General features: G+C 50.3%; 3 protein-coding genes. All 3 read left to right on the top strand.

What is annotated here, in order from left to right; translation table 11 throughout:
* The first annotated feature begins 160 nt into the window (after nucleotides 1-160).
* On the top strand, nucleotides 161-598 hold the full coding sequence (locus KSY82_RS10125) for a DUF4869 domain-containing protein (RefSeq protein WP_040360074.1): 438 nt from the start codon (nucleotides 161-163) through the stop codon (nucleotides 596-598).
* Between the two features lie 9 nt (nucleotides 599-607).
* Nucleotides 608-1,582: a hypothetical protein gene (locus KSY82_RS10120; protein ID WP_217751115.1), complete on the top strand. Its 975-nt coding sequence runs from the start codon at nucleotides 608-610 to the stop codon at nucleotides 1,580-1,582.
* 75 nt (nucleotides 1,583-1,657) lie between these two features.
* Nucleotides 1,658-1,934, top strand: a 277-nt coding sequence (locus KSY82_RS10115) for a GDP-mannose 4,6-dehydratase (protein ID WP_217751114.1), incomplete at its 3' end; no start/stop codon positions are given.

Raw genomic sequence — 1,934 nt, 5'->3', positions numbered from 1 at the left:
TCTACGGGCAGCACCTGAAGAAGGTCGCCGCCGGCGAGATCGTCAACAGCCCGCGTGAGTACTAGCGCCAGCTTGTTTTCTTTTAGGGGTCACCGTTTATCTGGTGGCCCCTTTCGTTATGATTACGTTGACCATAAAGACAATATGATTGGGAGTGGATGTGTTAAGCGTCTACTTTGGCGATATGCCAGAAGCGATTTACAACACAGCGACATATTTCAAAAACTCTTACCGGTCTACTTGGATTACGGATCCCTATGCAGTCTCGATAATTAAAGATGTCGATCGATCGGATGTTGTCTCCGAAAACGTCATCGAAAGCCCCGTGCTTGGATCCATCTCCCCGCTCCAGCTTTCTGGTGGCGTGAAAACGCTGCTGCTTATGAGATTTGATCGTAAGCATATTTTTAACGCTTCTACCTGTGGTGACAACTGTGCCAAGTGGATTCTCGACATGGCGAAAGACCGCAAGCTCGTTGTGAATCTCTATCATGTGATGGACTTTGGCCGCGAGGATTTTAAAATCAAAGTCGTGAACAGCGGCCGAATCGTTCATAACATGGCCGAATTGATTCACGAGTCGATTCCGTATCTGTAGGTGCTGCTTATGAACGGTTCGCATCTTGTTAAGATTTCCCGCCGTAGGGGAACCAAGTACACATTTACCATCAAGCGGAACATCACTATTGTGCGTGGCGATAGCGGCACGGGTAAGACGACGCTGTTTGACATGGTCGCAGACTACATGCGAACGGGCGAGCAGTCGGGCGTTTCCTTGCAATGCGATTGTCCCTGTGTCGCCCTGACCGATTATGATTGGCGAAACCAGCTTTCGTCCGTTCATGACTCGATTGTATTTGTCGATGAGGGCTTAAAAGAGATCCATTCTGATGAGTTTGCCCATCATATGCTGTATTCCTCGAATTATTTCGTGCTGATCTCAAGGGCTGATTTCCCCAATCTTCCGTATAGCGTGGATGAGATTTACAAGATTAAGACGAGCGGAAAATACCATTCTTTCGTCCCAGTTTATCAAGATCGCGGGAATCATCGTTATGCTATTTCCCGGTCGGCGCCAAAACAGGACTTTTCTATCCTTCTATGCGAGGACAGTAAGTCTGGTTTCCAGTTCTTTGAACGGCATTTCGCTGATAGTGAGCTTACCTGTGCTTCGGCCATGACGAACAGCGCGATTTTGGGCTGGTTGGATCAGCATTTCGACGATCGCGTGTTTGTTGTCGCGGACGGAGCGGCATTTGGGTGCTATGCGGACCGCGTCCTTAAGCTGCAAGACATTCATCGCGATACTGTTACGGTTTGTCTTCCCGAGTCATTCGAGTGGCTTCTGCTGAGCTCTGGCGTAATTTCAGGGTTAGATGTTAAGGCGGTTTTGGAAACCCCAGAAGCCTTTGTAAACAGTGAGAAGTTTAAAAGCTGGGAAGACTTCTTCTATAAGTACTTACGCGATAAAACTGGGAATTCGGTCTTCCGGTACGACAAAGACTGCATTCCGGAGGCGTTTTGTAGGGGAAGTAATTCTGCGAAGGTCATGGCTCTTATCGCATGCCGAAATGTCCGATAGTTTTGTTGAATAGTGTCGCGGCGTCACTTCCTGCGGCATACTAAAGAAGCTGTACTTGCTTCAGATTGGATTTTCATGTCTGAGATTTTTGAACCTAAGAACATCATCGTCACGGGCGGTTGCGGCTTCATCGGCAGCAACTTCGTGCACTACGTCGTGAACAACCACCCCGGCGTCCACGTGACCGTCCTGGACAAGCTGACCTACGCCGGCAACCCCGAGAACATCGCGGGGCTGCCCGAGGACAGGGTCGAGCTCGTCGTGGGCGACATCTGCGACGCGGAGCTGCTGGACCGCATCGTCCCGGGCCACGACGCCATCGTGCACTACGCCGCCGAGAGCCACAACGACA

This window comes from Collinsella aerofaciens (genome assembly GCF_019131995.1).
Classification (GTDB): Bacteria; Actinomycetota; Coriobacteriia; order Coriobacteriales; family Coriobacteriaceae; genus Collinsella; species Collinsella aerofaciens_S.
This window is presented reverse-complemented; position numbering and strand designations above follow the sequence as displayed.